21 protein-coding genes are annotated in these 15,551 nt (G+C 62.4%); all 21 read right to left on the bottom strand.

Annotated features, from left to right (window positions below; genetic code table 11):
* Positions 1 to 1,023 (bottom strand): major capsid protein, encoded by a 1,023-nt coding sequence (locus NKI61_RS20065; RefSeq protein WP_352840398.1) that lies wholly within the window; start codon positions 1,021 to 1,023, stop codon positions 1 to 3.
* Positions 1,024 to 1,083: 60 nt separating this feature from the next.
* Positions 1,084 to 1,416, bottom strand: coding sequence for a head decoration protein (locus NKI61_RS20060; RefSeq protein WP_352840397.1), 333 nt, complete (start codon positions 1,414 to 1,416; stop codon positions 1,084 to 1,086).
* Between the two features lie 42 nt (positions 1,417 to 1,458).
* Positions 1,459 to 2,760 (bottom strand): S49 family peptidase, encoded by a 1,302-nt coding sequence (locus NKI61_RS20055; RefSeq protein WP_352840396.1) that lies wholly within the window; start codon positions 2,758 to 2,760, stop codon positions 1,459 to 1,461.
* Positions 2,760 to 3,029, bottom strand: coding sequence for a hypothetical protein (locus NKI61_RS20050; protein WP_352840394.1), 270 nt, complete (start codon positions 3,027 to 3,029; stop codon positions 2,760 to 2,762). The genes NKI61_RS20055 and NKI61_RS20050 overlap by 1 nt, the downstream gene beginning before the upstream one ends.
* Complete coding sequence (locus tag NKI61_RS20045; RefSeq protein ID WP_352840393.1) at positions 3,019 to 4,662, bottom strand: phage portal protein; 1,644 nt, start codon at positions 4,660 to 4,662, stop codon at positions 3,019 to 3,021. The genes NKI61_RS20050 and NKI61_RS20045 overlap by 11 nt, the downstream gene beginning before the upstream one ends.
* A gap of 6 nt (positions 4,663 to 4,668) precedes the next feature.
* Complete coding sequence (locus NKI61_RS20040) at positions 4,669 to 6,651, bottom strand: terminase gpA endonuclease subunit (RefSeq protein ID WP_352840392.1); 1,983 nt, start codon at positions 6,649 to 6,651, stop codon at positions 4,669 to 4,671.
* On the bottom strand, positions 6,572 to 7,084 hold the full coding sequence (locus NKI61_RS20035) for a hypothetical protein (protein ID WP_352840391.1): 513 nt from the start codon (positions 7,082 to 7,084) through the stop codon (positions 6,572 to 6,574). Before NKI61_RS20035 ends, NKI61_RS20040 begins: the two co-directional genes overlap by 80 nt.
* A complete protein-coding gene (locus tag NKI61_RS20030) occupies positions 7,068 to 8,399 on the bottom strand; it encodes a site-specific DNA-methyltransferase (RefSeq protein WP_352840390.1) in 1,332 nt (443 codons plus the stop codon). The genes NKI61_RS20035 and NKI61_RS20030 overlap by 17 nt, the downstream gene beginning before the upstream one ends.
* Positions 8,400 to 8,780: 381 nt before the next feature.
* Positions 8,781 to 9,092 (bottom strand): hypothetical protein, encoded by a 312-nt coding sequence (locus tag NKI61_RS20025; RefSeq protein WP_352840389.1) that lies wholly within the window; start codon positions 9,090 to 9,092, stop codon positions 8,781 to 8,783.
* Between the two features lie 52 nt (positions 9,093 to 9,144).
* On the bottom strand, positions 9,145 to 9,384 hold the full coding sequence (locus NKI61_RS20020) for a hypothetical protein (RefSeq protein WP_352840388.1): 240 nt from the start codon (positions 9,382 to 9,384) through the stop codon (positions 9,145 to 9,147).
* Positions 9,381 to 10,100, bottom strand: coding sequence for a hypothetical protein (locus NKI61_RS20015; RefSeq protein WP_352840387.1), 720 nt, complete (start codon positions 10,098 to 10,100; stop codon positions 9,381 to 9,383). The genes NKI61_RS20020 and NKI61_RS20015 overlap by 4 nt, the downstream gene beginning before the upstream one ends.
* On the bottom strand, positions 10,097 to 10,546 hold the full coding sequence (locus tag NKI61_RS20010) for a hypothetical protein (protein WP_352840386.1): 450 nt from the start codon (positions 10,544 to 10,546) through the stop codon (positions 10,097 to 10,099). Before NKI61_RS20010 ends, NKI61_RS20015 begins: the two co-directional genes overlap by 4 nt.
* Positions 10,543 to 10,977 (bottom strand): helix-turn-helix domain-containing protein, encoded by a 435-nt coding sequence (locus NKI61_RS20005; protein ID WP_352840385.1) that lies wholly within the window; start codon positions 10,975 to 10,977, stop codon positions 10,543 to 10,545. Before NKI61_RS20005 ends, NKI61_RS20010 begins: the two co-directional genes overlap by 4 nt.
* A complete protein-coding gene (locus NKI61_RS20000) occupies positions 10,974 to 11,309 on the bottom strand; it encodes a hypothetical protein (protein ID WP_352840383.1) in 336 nt (111 codons plus the stop codon). The genes NKI61_RS20005 and NKI61_RS20000 overlap by 4 nt, the downstream gene beginning before the upstream one ends.
* Positions 11,306 to 11,644, bottom strand: a complete 339-nt coding sequence (locus NKI61_RS19995; RefSeq protein WP_352840382.1) for a helix-turn-helix domain-containing protein — start codon at positions 11,642 to 11,644, stop codon at positions 11,306 to 11,308. Before NKI61_RS19995 ends, NKI61_RS20000 begins: the two co-directional genes overlap by 4 nt.
* Entirely contained in the window at positions 11,641 to 13,119 is a 1,479-nt protein-coding gene (locus NKI61_RS19990) for a DnaB-like helicase C-terminal domain-containing protein (RefSeq protein ID WP_352840381.1), read from the bottom strand. Before NKI61_RS19990 ends, NKI61_RS19995 begins: the two co-directional genes overlap by 4 nt.
* On the bottom strand, positions 13,116 to 13,682 hold the full coding sequence (locus NKI61_RS19985) for a hypothetical protein (RefSeq protein ID WP_352840380.1): 567 nt from the start codon (positions 13,680 to 13,682) through the stop codon (positions 13,116 to 13,118). Before NKI61_RS19985 ends, NKI61_RS19990 begins: the two co-directional genes overlap by 4 nt.
* Positions 13,682 to 14,023 (bottom strand): hypothetical protein, encoded by a 342-nt coding sequence (locus NKI61_RS19980; RefSeq protein WP_352840379.1) that lies wholly within the window; start codon positions 14,021 to 14,023, stop codon positions 13,682 to 13,684. The genes NKI61_RS19985 and NKI61_RS19980 overlap by 1 nt, the downstream gene beginning before the upstream one ends.
* Positions 14,020 to 14,382 carry a hypothetical protein gene (locus tag NKI61_RS19975; protein ID WP_352840378.1) on the bottom strand — a complete coding sequence of 121 codons (363 nt, stop codon included), beginning with the start codon at positions 14,380 to 14,382 and terminating at the stop codon, positions 14,020 to 14,022. The genes NKI61_RS19980 and NKI61_RS19975 overlap by 4 nt, the downstream gene beginning before the upstream one ends.
* Entirely contained in the window at positions 14,379 to 14,738 is a 360-nt protein-coding gene (locus NKI61_RS19970; protein WP_352840377.1) for a winged helix-turn-helix domain-containing protein, read from the bottom strand. The genes NKI61_RS19975 and NKI61_RS19970 overlap by 4 nt, the downstream gene beginning before the upstream one ends.
* Positions 14,731 to 15,549, bottom strand: coding sequence for a DUF6551 family protein (locus NKI61_RS19965; RefSeq protein WP_352840376.1), 819 nt, complete (start codon positions 15,547 to 15,549; stop codon positions 14,731 to 14,733). Before NKI61_RS19965 ends, NKI61_RS19970 begins: the two co-directional genes overlap by 8 nt.
* Positions 15,550 to 15,551: the final 2 nt, after the last annotated feature.

The following is a 15,551-nucleotide window of genomic DNA, read 5'->3' as shown; positions in this document are numbered from 1 at the left end:
TCAGGTGTTCTTGGCCAGGATCAGAACCTTCGGGCGCGTGCAGTATTCCATCGCGTTCATCTGAACCTCGATGCGGATGCCCTTGTCATTGGGCATCGGGAACTGCTTCATGTAGAGACGCTTGCCGAGGGTATTGACGGTCTCGATGTAGTCGGCCGGCGCATAGGCGGTGCGGAACAGGTTCGGCACGCCTTCCGGGAAGATATGCGCCTTCAGCGGGTCGATGTAGGCGGTGGCGCCGACCGATCCGCGGTAGTTTTCGAAGATGATCCCGCCGAACTCGAAAGCGCCGTAGCTCTTGCCGTTCGTCTCGATATAGCCCTCGCGAAGGATCTTGGCCTCCGTCCAGCCGTCATACGTCGCCCTCACTTCCGGGTGAGCGATCAACTGGTCGAAGAACGTATCGCCGCAGAACGCACGCGCACGGCCCGTCCAAGGCACGCCCTGGAGGTTGGTGGCGATCAGGCGGATGACGGATGCGCACTTCTTGCGCAGCGCGCCGCCGGCAGGGCTGGCGTTGTCGAGGTCGAAGTCGACTTCCGCTTCCTGTGTGACGCCAAACTCGGTGAAGAGATTGACGGTCGAGGAATCGGCGTAGGTGATGATGCCCTTGACGGCGCCGATGCGGGAATATTCCTGCGTGGCTTCAAAGGACTGGCCGAGGATCATCATGCGCTCGTCGACCTTGCCCATGACGGTTTCGACTTCCGTTTCGGAGCCGAATGCGCGGATGCCCTGGACTTCCTCAGCCATGATCGCATCGTCGACTTCGAAATGCGGAATGCCGAGGTAGCGCAGGACGCGCTTGCTCTTGTCGATCGTGACGCCGGGACCGCCGCGCGGGGTCGGTTCGATCAGGGACAGAATGCCGTCTTTCTGTTCGATGCCGATCGCGGTCGTGGCGACCGAATTGGGCGAGAAGAGACCCATTTCGCCGATGCGGCCGGGAACAAACTTGGGAGTGTTGATCGCGTCCGTCAGCGAGAGCACGCTGAACGGATCAGACTTGAAGATGTCCAGCATGAGGGTTCTCCTTAAGAGCTGGGTTGAAGGGAAGGTCGTGGAGAGCGGGTCGGAACCCGATCAGTCGCGGCAGATGATGCCGAGCGTGGCGAGGCCGGCGATCGCGGCGGCATCGAGTTCGCCGTCGGTCGCTTCGGTCGAGGTCAGCAACTTCTGGTTCACCTCGGCGTCGCGGGCGATGTAGGAGACCGCCTGGTCGAGCACGGTGTCGTAAAGCAGGATGCCGACGACAGTGCCGGACCCGTTGTACGAGACCAGTTTGCTGGCCGTGGACTTGACGACCGAGCCGGCCGGCAGGGTTGCGCCGCCAACGCCGTTCGCACGGGAGCGGGCGCCGTTGGCTTCCGAGAGGATGAATTCAGCCGCATGTGCGGTTTCCGTGTAGGTGACCATCAGGGCCACTCCTTTCAGGGTGTTGGTGTTGAGGGACTGCGATTAGCCGGCGCGCTTGGCCCGGAAGTCACCCCAGCTATTGGCCTTGGGTGCCTGCTGCTGGGTACCGGCGCGGGCCAGCGAATCCGGCTGGGCTGCGCGATCCGCGAGAGCCGCCGAAGCGCCTTCCGCGACATTCTTGACCGCGAAGGCCGCGACCTTGTCGGCCGCCATCTCCGGGCTTTCCGTGGCCAGTTCGAGCGCGGCGGTAAGACGGGCCGCGTTGCCCTTGATGCCCTCGGCGCTGATGATGGCAGCGAGGCGGGTGCGTTCCGCTTCGGCGCCGGCCTTGGTGCCTTCGGCGACACCTTCTGCCTTGCCTTCGGTGCGAGCCTGCTTCACGGCCGCGTCATGGGTTGCTTTCGGAATGCCCGCGTCTTCATTGGCGGCGGGCGCGCCGTTGTTCTCGCTCATGGAAGTTCTCCTTGGTTGCGAGGTTGAGCGCCCAGAGGCGCGGGTCAGGTCCGTCAGGACCGATTCGAATGAGCCGAGACGATCGGCGAGGCCGGCGTTGACCGCCTCTTCCCCGATGCGAATGCCGGCCTTGAGGTCGCGGATCGACTGCTCTGAGAGTTTGGGCCGATGGGAAGCCACAAGCTTCACGAAGCCTTTCATGATCTGATCGACTTCCCCCTGGAGGATGTCTTCGTCCTTCCGGGATAGCGGTTCGAAAGGATTGCCGACTGCCTTCTCCTCACCGGCCTTGAAGACCGTCGATTTGATGCCGGCATTGTCCAACTGGCGGGAGCGGTCATGGTGAACCAGCACCACTCCAATTGATCCAGCGATGCCGCTTTCGGTAACGACGATCTCGTTCGCGCCGCTGGCGAGGCCGTAGGCTGCAGATGCGGCCATGGCGTTGACGACGGCAGTCACCTTCTTTTCTTTGGAAATTTCCCTGATGAGCCGGGCCGTTTCGTTCATCCCGATGGCTTGGCCGCCCGGCGACTGGATGTCCAAAATGATGGACTTAACGTCCTTGTCGGAAACCGCATTGCGAAGCTGCTGGGCAATTCCCTCATAGGAAGTGAGCCCGGAACTCGCGCCCAGCCATGCGCCGCGATTCACCAACTCGCCCAGGATTGAGACAACGCCGACTGAGCCTTCCTTGCGGTAGCCTTTCCAACGCCGCGTATTGTCGTCCGCTTGTTCCTGGCCCTGAAAGCGATTTGCCTCAGGAGCGGTGCCCAGCATACGAGCACGCACGTATCCGCCGATAATTTCGGCCTCATGCTGCCGGAGCAAAAGCGGACAGCCGAAAAGCTGCGACGCAACGCGCGCAAAAAGCAGATCATCATTGGACATCAGGCTATCCTTCGGAACCCGGCCCGCATGGCAAAGCGTGCCTTGCGGCCGCCCGTCGATTGCGTGCAGGCGTCTTCCGCTTTTGCGATTTCACGATCGAGCGCATTGAGGTTGGCGGCGCTGAACTGCATCCGTGTCTCGCCATGCTGCGACATGGTCACGGTGCCGCCGGCGATGACCGTGAGACGGTGCGCCTTCAGCACGGTGGCCAGCGAGCATGGATCGTCCATGTCGACCGTGATGCCGCCGATGACGACGTTATTTGTCATTGGGCTGCACATCCTTGCCGGCCGGCTTCTGCGCGTCCTTTTCGGCTTGCGCGTCTTCGGCGGCGATCTCGTCCATCATGTCGATGTCCGTGCCGCCGTTGGTGACGCCGCCGTGAATATCGAGGTCTTCGCGCATCGCCTTTTCTTCATGGCGGGCGCGGTAGACATCCTCATGGTCGACACCGAGATCAGCGCAGATCATCTCGTCGGACATGACGCCCATGTTGCGATAAGTCTGGTGCGCGGCCGCGGCCTTGACCTCATCGGCAACCGGCTTGGCCGGGCCGCGCCAGTCGATGCGGCAGATATCCGACTTGTTCGCGATGAACGCGGCGACACCGCCGGGCAACGGCATGTCGCCGCGGTCGATCTCTTCCTCGAGCCAGGCTTCGGCCAAGCGCTGCGGCATCGGCGTCGCGATGTGCTTCCGGCGATAGAGCAGCAGCGGCCACTGTTTCGCGATGCCCATGCGGATCGAGGAGTAGGATTCGCCGCGATGATCGCCGGTCAGGTCAGGCAGGAGCGCACCGACACAGCGGGCGATCTCGCGAAGCAGGAAGTTCGCGAACGCCTCATAGGTCGAATTCGGATGTTCCGACCGGTTGAAATTCAGCTTTTCGCCCATCATGAGATGAGCGATCTTGCCGTTGCGACCGAGATCGATATTGACGTTCTGATGCCAGCCGACCTTCTGACCCATAAAGGAGTCGAAGCGGGAGATAACACCATCGGCCCCGCTGGCGTCCTGCTCGTCCTGATCCTTCAGGGCGTCGAGAATTTCGGAGGTCGGATAATCACTTTCGACCGTGGCGGCGAAAATCGCCTGGATCATTGCGGCCGACAGCGTCGCGTTGGACAACTGGTCGTAGTCCCTGAGAACGCGCAGGACGGGCGCCAGCGGCGTGATGCCCCTGATCTGGCCCGCCGCACCATCGAACACATGAACGATCACAGGGCGCCCGTATGCGTCACGGGCGGGCTTCTCGACCTCGACCTTTTCGTTCCACTTGCCTTTGAGTTCGAACAGATACCCGGCCGGCGCCGCGTTCTGGTCGAGGAAGACACCATGTTCGAGCCGGCGCATGATGTCGGTGCGCTGCGAAAGCCAGTGCGACGGCAGCAGCCGAAGCTTGGTCCCGGTCTTCGATCCCTCACGCTTGATGAACGGGATTTCCGCAAGGATCTCGCCGGTGGCAAACCACTGCCGAACCGAGGCCGCCTGCATCTGGGCCAGCGAATACCGCCCGCCGGCATCGACCTCATAGGGGTTGCCGGAATAAGCGGCAAAGCGCTTTTCGGCGCGGGTTGCCCATTCTGAGGTCTGTTTCGCATCGAAGCCGAAGGCCGACAGATCGGGGCGGAAATTGGCCTGGAGACCATCGCCGATCATCAGCGACATCATCTGCTCGACGACGCCGGCGATCCATCCGCTGTTGTGCAGCGCATCAACGGTGCGCGATGCCGCCTGCACCCATGAGGCGCGGACATCATCGGACGCATCGCGAAGCACCGGCGGCTGCGTGTTGAAGATCGACACGCCGGTCTGCTGTGAACGCAGATAGCCCGCCGACGGCTGCGGCCCGGCCGGCACGGCGATGATGCCGGCTATCCTGTTCCGCAAGCCTTCAAGCATTACTTGTCACCTGTTCAGGGCCGCCGCATAGGCAGCCATCTTGTTCTGTTTCGGCGCTACGGGTGCCGGGATTGCGTCGTTCGGCGCGCGCGGCGCTTCGGCAATGCGCTGCGCACCCAGGAACCAGCCGGCCGCTGCCTGCATCGCCTCGATGTCGAAGAAGTGGTTTTCCTTGCTGCGCTGCACCCAGACAGGCTTGCCGCCGGGCCGCTTGATGCGCGCCTCGCTCACCAGCTGCTGCAGGTAATAGTCCGGCGCATCGTCCGGCAGATAGAACGCTCCGGGCTCGCCGATCGGCCACCGCAGCCGCTCGTGCACCGCGCTCTTGAAATAGTCGGTATCGACGTGCAGCAGTTCGATGCCAACCGTTTCCAGTTTGCCGCGCCAGTTGACGCGCGCCTCGATCTGCTTGGGAAGGATCGGCTTCCCCTGAAGTCTGTCCCTGCCCTTGGTCGGCCGGCAGAGCCGGGCATGTCTCTGGCAGAACGAATAGACCCGGTTTTCGGGAACCTGCTTCGGATTGCCAGGCCGGAAACCGGAATCGATCAGCGCCAGCCGGATCGGATGGCCGCCGTAGCGGTCGAGCAGAACGTCTTCAAGGTCTTCCCAGACCTCTTCCTCCGCCGTGTTGCCGTACAATTCCCCAAGCTGCACCAGGCAGGAGGTCGACCGATGGCCCCACCCCCTTATCCCGAAGATCAGACGATCCTTCTGGACGTCGCAGGCCAGCGTAACGAACTTGACCCAGGACGGAACCTCGCCCAGCACATAGGGCTGCTCCGGGCTCTTCAGTTTCTCCAGTTCGCGCCATTCCGGCACGTCACCGGATCCTGGTGCATAGAGCTCGCCCATGCCGCCATTGACGACAGCCTGGATTTCCGCGGCTTCGCCGGAGCGAACAGCCTCGACATATTCCGCCGCGCGCTCGCCCCATGTCTGGAACGGTGAAGCCAGCCCCGACACCCAGAAGGAGATCGTGACGCTTTCCGGGACCGGACCCAGCACCACGCCATCCGGTGTGATCGACTGCCCCGGCGCGACATAGACGCCGCGCTCGTTCATGCCGGGCTTGCTGTCGTCGGTGATCTCGCACCCGCACCGCGGGCAATCGATGTGCGCCGTCTTGCTCGCCAGCGTCGCCGTCGACTTCAGGTCGCGACCGTCTGCCGATTTCGGCTTGTCCCACTTCAGGCATTTGAAGCGCGGAATGAAATATTCCGAACAATGCGGGCACGGCCAGGCCCAATGATAGCGCGTCCCAGACTGCCAAATCCGCCAGATCGTCGAGGAAATCTCCTGCGGATCGATCTCAGCCCAGAATTCCAGCCCGCTTTCAGGATCGACTTCCACGTCGGACGGCCCTTCGCTCGGGGTGCTGGTGATGTAGTGGACGAAATCCGCGTAGGTATCGCCGCGTCGATCGACCAGCCGGATCGGATCGCCCGCCCCCTTGACGTTGGCCATGAGCTCGTCGGCCTCATCGGTCAGAGCGAGGCCGAACGGATCAGACTTCAGCGCCGTCGATGATCCACCGTGCGCCAACCGAAGCGGCACACCGGAGATCAGCTTGCGCAGCACCTTCATGCGCTTGCCGCGCGCCACCTTGCCCCGGAGAGCCTTGGTGTTGTCGAGCAAGTCCATCACCCGCGGTTCCCACTGGTCTTGCAGGAACTGCTTGGTCGGCCCGAGATAGAGCGTCGGCACCGGCGCCGTATCGAAGCGCTCGCCGATAATGTCGAGCGCCCCGTCGGACTTGCCCATCTGGGAACCACACACCAGCGCAACCCGCTTGTGCGTCCTGGCATGGACGGCACGAGATGGGGCGATGATGTATGGCGTCAGGCTCGGATCACGCGGCCCGGGAACACCGGCCGTCGGCGGATAAACTCGGTTCTGGCGAGCCCACTCGTCAGGCGTCGTCCTCGTCGTCGGCTTGATCAGCCGGGAGACCCGAGCGTAAAGCCTGTGCGCTTTCGGAGAAGCGGTCACTGAGGCGAAGCCGCTCGGCGTCGCAGATGGCTTCGATGCGCTGCCGTTCACGGGGTTCTCTGGTTATGCGCGCCGGCAGACCGCCGATCGACTGCAGGAAGTCGCCTGTCACCTTGTCGAGCGCGGCCACCGCCTCGCCCATGTCGATGGCAGTCCGGTCATCGCGGGCCAGGCGTCGTTCGATCTCGGCGGCTCGTGCATCGCGAACCCGCGAGTCCGCAGCCGATTTTGATGTGCGCCGGCCCTCATCCTTGAGGCAGGCGATGTAGCCTTGAACGACTTCGATCAGGCTCCACCGGTCGCGGGCAACCTGTTTGAACCATCCCTGCGTCGATAGTTGCCGGACGTAGCGCGGCGTTACCTGGATCAGTTTCGCGGCGGTCGCGGTGTCAATTGTGTTCGCCGGAACCTTGCCCTCACTCGGCTGCTTCAACGACGCGGCTCCGCTCGGCGGCGATCATGTCGAACGTCCGTCCGTCGCCTTCCAGCGTGGCTTGCTCGCCGGTGAAGGATTGCCAGCGCGTGACCGCGACATCGACATAGGCCGGATTGAGTTCGATGGCGTAGACGACGCGGCCGGTCATCTCGCCGGCAATGATGGTGGTGCCCGAGCCGCTGAACGGCTCGTAGACGGCCTGGCCGGGCTTGCTGTTGTTCTCGATCGGCCGTTTCATGCACTCGACGGGCTTCTGCGTGGAGTGGCCGGTCTCGGATTTCATAGGTTTGTCAATTGGCCAGAGCGTCATTTGCGACCGGTCACCGACCCAATGTCCCGTTCCGCCTTTCTTGACGGCATACCAGCATGGCTCGTGCTGCCAGTGATAATGGCCTCGGCTGATAGCGTGGGTGTTCTTGGCCCAGATGATCTGCGAGCGCATTTCGAATTCGCAAGCCTTCAGGCTCTCAGAGACCTCCCCGGCATAAACACCGGCATGCCAGACATAGGCAACGTCGCCAGGGAAAAGCACCCATGCCTCGCGCCAGTCGGATTGGCCATCGTTATCCACCTTGCCTATCGCGCTGGCGCCGTAAGGTGTCCCGTCGGGGCGCTTGGCCACGTTCCGCCAGTTGGCGTCATACTCCACCCCATAGGGCGGGTCGGTCACCATCAGGTGCGGCTTTACGCCAGCCAGAACCTTCGCCACGCAATCGGCGTCGGTCGAGTCCCCGCAGATAATCCTATGCGAACCGAGCAGCCAGACGTCGCCGAGCGCCGAAACCGGGATAGCCGGCGGCTCAGGCACATCGTCTGGATCGGTCACCCCTTCGCTGCCGCCAAGCGCGGCCGCAAGTTGATCTTCACTAAATCCCGCGAGCGAAAGGTCGAACCCCTCGCGCTGCAGCCCCGCCAGTTCATCCCGCAGCAGGTCCATATCCCAGCCCGCGTTCAATGCGATCTGGTTGTCGGCCAGGACATAGGCTCGCTTCTGCGCGTCCGACCAGCCGGAGCAGTCAATTACCGGGATCGTGCCGACCGGAAGTTCCCGACCGTCGGGCAACCGGATCGAACCGCCGTCCTCATAAATCTTCAGCGCGGCCAGCCGGCGGCCATGCCCCGCGATAACCATTCCCGTCTCGTCGACCAGCGCCGGATTGGTCCAGCCGAACTCGCCGATCGATGCGACGATCTCCGCAACCTGCTCCTCGCTATGCGTCCGCGCGTTCCGATCGAACGGCTTCAATTTGTCGAGGCGCCGGGCGCTGACCTGGTACGCAGGCCAGTCTTTCGCGGCAGATTTACGGGCCATCAGTCACCGGTTTTTCGGGGAACGGAAGTGAGATTATGGAATTTCCAAAAATGCGCGAGGATCGGGCTACGCCGTCCCGCATACACTTTTGTGCGGTGCGAAAGGAACCTAGACCGGGGGGTGCACTGCACAAATGTTGCAGGAATGTCACACCGTTCCTATTGCGCCGCACAATGGTTCGGATTTGAACTGTTCGACATTGAACGGTCTAGGTCTAACTGCACCTCGGGTTGGTAGCCCACTCTCGCATCGTGCAGGGCTGATGCCCGCATGCTGATAGAGCCAGCATGGCAGCGAGGATGAGGATGCGCATGGGCTACCCTGAAACTGAAAGCCCTCGCCGGTATGAGCGGCAAGGGCTGCTTTGATCTTCTACCGATGTCAGGCCGCGCTGATGTGCGGGTCGATATGCGAGTAGGTCATCTCGGTGGCGAGGCGCCATGCAGCAAGCGGCTGGTTGGATACCGTGTAGGCACCAGCATGTGCATCTGTCGGCTTGTCGACTGCGGCTTCAGCCGCGAGGATCGCATCGACCGACACGACATAGGCAGGCAGGCTGAAGTCCGGCATCTGGTAGGATGCGCTGGTGTAGCCTGGGCCATAGTCGAGTGACGGCGAGGGCGAGAAGAACGTCAGCGCGGCGACGAACGCCAAGCACGCAAACGGCAGTCCGAAAAGCATGCGGTATCGCATCTTAGTCTCCTGTTGTCGGTTCGCCGCGATTACCCGCACGGCCGGGATTGGTTCACAGCGTCCCCGTCACCACCCGTGCACCGCTGCGCGTATCGAAGTGGACCAGTGGCGCCCTACCCTCACGCCACATGTTGAACGGCTCGTCGGCCTTGACCTTGGCACGGTGGCGCCATCTGCCGTCAATCCGACCGACATCAAGCTGCTCTTCATAAAGCGAGCCCAAGGTGACCAGATCAACCCAGCGAGCGCCAGGTACGTCGAAGTGTTCCCGGCCTGACAGGTCGCCCATCACGCCGCCTGCTTCCTGCGCTGCTGCTCCCGCTGGCGGCGGGCCTGGTTGCGCTTGGATGCCCAACTGAAATCGTCATGTTCGGAGGAAAGGATCTTGGCGAAAGCGCCATCTGCGATCCAGGAGTTGAGGCAGTCTCGCTCTCCCGCATCTTCCGGGATTGTGGCACAAATATCACTGATTTCGTGGGTAGGTTGCAACAGCCTGATTTCCGCACTTCCGCTATGCTGTGATGCGTTGCGAACCAGAATGGCTGAAATTCGCGCCAAAGCCCGATCTTTTCTTGCGCGGCCAGTGTTCGGATGGATGCCCTCGACCTTGAAACACCAGCGCCGGAATGACTTGCCGCCGACCTTGGCTCGAGCCCATGCGAGGAGCGCGCGGCGCTCATTGTCATTGCCGACCGACAGCAGCCATTCGTGCAGTGCCTCGAGTTCGCTGATCTCATGCGCCGACGGCATGAAGCCGATGCGCTCCCAGAATGCCTTGCGCTCGGCCGCCAATGGGTCTTCATGCTCGTCGAGCCAATCGCCTTGGATCAGCTTGCCCTTCTTGATGACGCGCTGTTCCCTTGCCTTGCCCCACCCGTTCTTGTCGGCTTGGTCGTGAACATAGGGCAGTTGCTGCGCTCGTAGCGGTGCCGGGCCGACATGCTCATGGCTGGCGCGCTCGATCTCTGCGGCGCGGATGAACCGTTCTGCGATTTCCCCGATATTCATGATGCCGTCACCCTCCTGTCATCAAGCAAGTCAGGCTGATCCGCCCATTTCCCGAACCGCTTATATAGCCTCTCCTGCACCATGCCGGCCAGCGCCGGCCTGATCTTGACGAAGCCGCGCAATTGCTGAGCAACGAACTGGAGTTCCCCGACCGGCGTTGCATCCCAAACCTCAAACCAATCGCTCGGCCGTTCCTGGTAGACCTTGGCATAGGCCCGCAACAGGTCAGAGGCTGCCCATAATCCGCTTTCGTCGAGCAGCGCCTTGTTGTTCGCGGTCTCGGCCAAGGTGCGCATGACGGCCCGCGCATGGTGGATGCCGAAGCGTTCGATGATGCGCTGGATCGATGCCACCGCGCGCGTCTGCCCTATGTCTGGATAGCGGTTCGCCGGGATCACCTCGATTCCGAACTCGCTGCAGAGGGCGATGACGCGCGGGTCCATCATGCGGTGGCTCGCTTTGCATGCCGCCGGAGCGCACTAAGAATCGTGGTGTGATCCCTGTCGGCGAACAACCGGCCGAGTTGCGGCAATGAGAGGCACGGCTTGGCGGATTTGACCGCTGCCATGGCTTCGTCGCGGACCATGACAATGCGCCGCTTTCTATTCCTGCGCATGAGGTCGGCATAGGTCAGCCCGTGATTGTGCGCGATGTCGGCGATGATCTTTTGCGCCGCTGTGCGGGGTGTGAACTTGAGCACAACCGCATTGCGGATCGACAGGCCGGCGGCAGGCTTTACAGGCGGCGCCATTGCCGCAGGCGTGACCACAGGAGGGCGTTCCGGTTGCTGCGCCTCAATGGTCGGCAGCGGGCGTCCGCGCTGCTGTGCGATGCGCTGTGCGCCGGCCATGGTGCGGGAATAGCTGAATACCATCATGCTCGTACTCTCCTACGCTCAATCCTCACTGCTTTGCCTTTGACGACGATGGCGCCCAGCGCCTGCTCCTGCTCTGCCGCGCGCTGTGCTGCCTTCTGCTCGTGCCATGCTCGGACGTCGAGCACATCGCAGGGCTCGGTGACCTCGCCTCGGATCGGCGGATTGAGCCTGGCGCGCACATAGTCCTTTGCCGCGGTGATGGCCTGTCCGGCGGATGGGAACTTCTCAGCGCCGGGGATCAGGCGAAACGGGCGATCGGCAAACAGGCGATAGCTCGCCCTGTAGCCGCCGGGGACCGGGAGATAGTGGTATTCGGGGAGGAAGTCGCTCATGCTGCCAGATCCAACGGTGCGAGACGGTAGAAGCCCTTGATGCCCGTGCCGCCGTGCTGCTTTGGAATGGTCCAGCCGAAGCGCTCTATGACCTTGCGTATCTTGTGGATGCGAACGGCGACGTTGTTGCTTATGCTCTCAGGGCCGCCGTCCGGGTCCAGTTGGTAAAGGATATCGAACAGGCGATCCCGTGAGACTGACTTGGGGTACACCCTCACCATCTCGGCGACCATCTGACGCTGTTGGTTTGTAAGCGCTGCGCCAGCCAGCCCGTCGATCGGCGCGCGGCCGGCTTCCATTGGGCGATTGCAGCAGGGACAGAGCGCGATCATCACTCGAACCCCTCGAAAGCCGGCGCCGCGTCTTCCATCAGCGATTTGAACAGCGTGAACTCGGCCTCAAAGCCGATCTGCGGTGATTGGCCTGGCTCGCCGCGCCGGCGCTTGTGGTTGATCACCGCCGCCTTGCCGCGCGATTCCTCCATTTTCTGGATCATGATCTGCTTCTTGGTCAGCACGCCGTTTTCCTGGTCAGCCTTGGACAGCCGCTCCGGCGGCATGGTCGGCAGCATTTCCCGGTAAAGCGGCTCCGGCCGATAGAGCGAGAACCAGACATCAAGCGCCTGCTTGATCGACCCACCGCCGTATGCATCGCCCATAACCGGCCGGAAGGCGGTTGCTCCACCGCTTGATTGCCACCGGCGTTTCCAGTCGTCATTGCGCTGGATGAGGATGACGACCGCGACGTTGAGCGTCTTGGCCAACGCCTTCAGCCCGCGATAGAGCGCGTTTACCCGTTCTGCGAACATATCCTTCGGATTCGGTAGCGTGATCATCTTGGCGTGGTCGATGATGATGAGGTCGAGCCCCTGGCTTTTCACCATGGCTTCCGCCTTGATCCGAATGTCCGTCAGCGTGCACTCGCCGAAGCCGACGATGTAGAAAGGCAGATCGGCCGAGGTCATCATCTCCTTTTCGAGGTCGCCGCTCTCCTTGGAGTTGAGCGTGTAGGCGTCAATGCGGCCCAGCGAGATATGCGCCTGCTGTGCAGCGGCTTGGAGCGCTGCTTCCTCGTCGGTCACCTCGATAGAAAAGAACGCGCTCTTGAAGCCCTGTGAGGCGGCGAAGCGGCATTGCTGCAGGCTGAACGATGTCTTGCCGCCTCCACTGTCCGACATAAGCCCGATAAGATTTCCGCGGCGGATGTCGCCGAGCGCCGATGTGATCTCCGGCAGGAACCATGGAATGCGTGACGAAGCGTCGCCGCTGGACTTGGCGGCCTTGGTGACGGCGTTCGGCAGGATGACGCCATACTGGACGCTGGCGGCCCGCTCGTTGCCTTCCCTGGCTATGCGGGTGAGCTCGTCGGCAGTCGCTCCGATGATCTTCTCTGGCGTCATATCCACCGGCATGTTGCGGGCGAGCGCGTCCAAATCCTGGGCGGCTGCTATAAGCTGGTGGCGCGCCCACATCTCGATGATGCCGCGGGCATAGTCATAGGCGCCGGATGTCGTGATCGCATCGGAAAACAGCCGGATGACGTACTGGTTCATCGTCAACTCGCCGACCATCTGTTCGGCTGGGATGTAGGGCTTGATCGTGATCGGGTTGACCGGTCGGCCTTCGGCAATCATCGTTGCCATGACTTCGAACAGGTTGCCGTGCAGCTTTTCGAAGAAGTGGTTCGGCTTCAGGAAACCGGCGACGCGCCAATAGGCATCGTTGGAATGCAGGATGGCGCCGAGCAGCGCTTGCTCTGCCTCAACGATGTCGGGCAGCGGGGCTTTGAATTCACGCTGATGCGCGTTCATGCGGCCCTCGCCGTCATCATCCGGAATGTTTGGGTCGTGGCGCCGTAGAGCGCGATGCACGCGGCCTCGGCCTGGTCGTCATTGCGCACCGCGATTTTCAGCATGTGGCAGAACTCCTTGGCCTTCTTTTTCGCGTCGTCCCGGCCGAGGTTGCCGTTCTTCAGGATTGCCGCTCGCCATGTCTTCGGCTGCACCGGCTCGTAAGGAATGCGCCGGGCGCGCGCCGCGTGCCTGATGTGGCCTTGGATATCGCGAAGGATAAGCTGGTCGGCGTTGACCGTGACGCCCTGCACCTTGTGGCCGCCGAGCAAGTCTTCCTTGCCCTGCTTGGCAAACGACCGGATGACCTCGGCCGCCGCTTCCCAGATGACGAACTGCGGCCGATGCGCCTTGAACAGCTTCTCGATCTCGTCGCAGAAGATGGCTGTCTTCGCTTCGGTCGACATGTTGGTTTCAGGCCGGGACGTGAATGAGCCGATCAGCATGCTGCCATGCGATGGCGGTTCGTAGACTGCCCAGCCGGTGCGCGCGATCGATTGGTCGAAGGCAAGGATGATCGCCATCAAGCACCCCGCCCTGGCACGAACAGGCATATCGTCCGGCTGTCGTTGAGCCCGCCGACGCTGCACCAGTGAAACTTGCCGTCCGGGCTCATCTTGACCTTGGGATCGGTCATCGGGATGAGTTCATGCGTCTTGCGGATTTCGTAGCCGCGGGCGCCCTCGATTATGTCGGCGTCGGGAACCTCGCGGCAGTCGATTCCGCTGCAGCAATTCTGCGGGTATGCCCAGCCTGTCGGCGCATCATGCGGCCACGCTTTGCCATGTGTCCCGACAAGCACCAGGCCTGCGAGAAGGCCGGCAACGGTGATCGCCCCGGCCATTGAGTGAAAGGGGCGGGTCATAAATGCAGCCTCGCGCGGCGCGGATCGGCCGGAATTGGATCGCCCATGAGGCGCTGGGTGAGCGTGCGGGTGTCAGGCGGTACCTCAGCCAGCCTTGCCGCGCCGTCTTCCTTGACGCTGATGGCGGTGGCATTCTCGCGGCCGCCGATGCGCTTGTATGGTGCGCGCCTCAGCCTGGCTGCGCTGTTGACCTGCATGCGGCGCTCACGGGCATAGTCAGCGTCGAGCGCCAGCTTGACCGTCTTGTAATCGCAGCCGAAGCGCTCGCCGAGGCGCGGATATGACCAGCCAAGGGAGAAAAGAACCTTGGCCTCAGCGATCTGTTCTGCTGTGAGATGGACCCCCGCCCGGCGCGTCATGCTGCGATCCTTTGTTGATGATTTGACCGGTCACGAAGGGAATAGCCCTGACCCCACACGGTCTCGATCTGGACGCCGAACGGCTTGAGCTTCTTGCGGATTTTGCAAACGAAGACGTCGACGATCTTTGGCTCGGGCTCATCGTCGGCACCAGCCGAGTAGATCGCCTGCATGATGGCGGCCTTCGTCGCGATCTGCCGTGTCGTGAGGAACGCGAACAGGCGAGCCTCGCTGCCTGTCAGAAGCCATTCCAGCGGAACGCTGATGCTTGGCGGGACCAATGCATCCTCCAACTGGCGGATGCGCTCGCGAAGCGTTTCTATCTCTTGCTGCTGCCGGATCACGAGATCATCCATTTCTCGCCTTCCGGCGGTTCATGTAGATGACGCTGGCAAGGGCTCGCCAAAGTGGCACCTTGCGCTCAGCTGAGAAGCGGGCCGCCTCCTGATCGATCGTCGATGCATGGGCGGACAGGATCAGGGCGATGCGGTCCGGCAGCATCTCGCCCTTATATTCCGCCGCGAACAGAAGGTGCTCCACCGCCTTGATTGTCGCAGCGGCGACTGGTGCAGCACCGGACTTGGCGCATATCTCCAAGACTTCGCGCGCGCCCTTGGCATGCCTGCGGCTGACCAGCCCGCCAATTGTGGTGATGGCAAGCGTCTCGCCGGGCTTGAACTTCGCGAAGGATGGCGGGTTGCGAAGGATGGTGACGCCGGCACGCGCGCACACCTGTGCAATCGTCACTGCGCTATCGTCTCCGGCTGCTACCATCGCATTGTGAAGCTGCGTCGGCGTGACCGTGATGCGGTCTCGGTTGTGCCGGACGAACGCATTGGCGCGCGCCTCCTGCTCCGCCGCTTTGACCACCAAGACCGGTAGCAGATCGATACCGCCGTGCGTCACCGCGCCAATGGCGGTGTGCTGCCCGTCGATAACCTGGAGCTCGCCGTCAACCTCAACAACAACCGGCGGCTTGAATGCCCTCCAATCCCATTCCGTGACGATCTTGCGGATCAGTTTGACCGAACGCTCTGACAGCCCACGCTGATACTTCTCGTCGACAGAAAGCGACGCCGGCGGCACAAGCCGCATTTCTGGCGGCTCCGTGGTGATTGCGGCCGGAACGATGTCCGGGAATTGCAGAGCGGCGATCTGGCGGCTCATGG

It is taken from the genome of Mesorhizobium sp. M0514, from assembly GCF_040321145.1.
Lineage (GTDB): Bacteria > Pseudomonadota > Alphaproteobacteria > Rhizobiales > Rhizobiaceae > Mesorhizobium.
Note: the sequence above shows the minus strand (reverse complement) of the source record. Positions and strands in the feature narration are given on the sequence as shown.